This is a genomic window from Dietzia massiliensis (assembly GCF_018390595.1).
GTDB lineage: Bacteria > Actinomycetota > Actinomycetes > Mycobacteriales > Mycobacteriaceae > Dietzia > Dietzia massiliensis.
Genome location: NZ_JAHBAV010000214.1, coordinates 1 through 434, shown reverse-complemented (window position 1 = coordinate 434; position 434 = coordinate 1). Strand labels below are relative to the sequence as shown.

1 protein-coding gene is annotated in these 434 nt (G+C 63.4%); it reads left to right on the top strand.

The window, feature by feature from the left end:
• Positions 1 to 14 precede the first annotated feature (14 nt).
• Positions 15 to 434, top strand: a 420-nt coding sequence (locus tag KHA85_RS20320; RefSeq protein ID WP_498039904.1) for an ABC transporter permease family protein, incomplete at its 3' end; no start/stop codon positions are given.

Here is a 434-nt window from a genome sequence, read left to right as displayed (position 1 = left end):
ATCAGGATCCGTTCGTGCAGCGGCAGATCGAACGGCACGGCTGGGCGGTGTGGGCGCCGATCCGCTTCAGCTACGACACCATCAACTTCGCCACCGAAGTGCCCTTCCCCTCGCCGCCTTCCCGCCAAAACCTGCTGGGCACCGACAGCAACGGCGGCGACGTGCTGGCCCGGGTGCTGTACGGTTTTCGCATCTCGATGCTGTTCGGCCTGGCGCTGACGCTGTTTTCCAGCCTGATCGGCGTGTGCGTCGGCGCGACGCAAGGGTATTACGGCGGGCGTTTTGATCTGTGGGGGGCACGCTTTATCGAAGGGTGGTCGGGCATGCCGACGCTGTTTTTGATCATTCTGCTGTCGAGCATCGTCCAGCCCAATTTTTGGTGGCTGCTCGGCATCACCATCCTGTTCGGCTGGGTGAGCCTGGTGGGGGTGGGG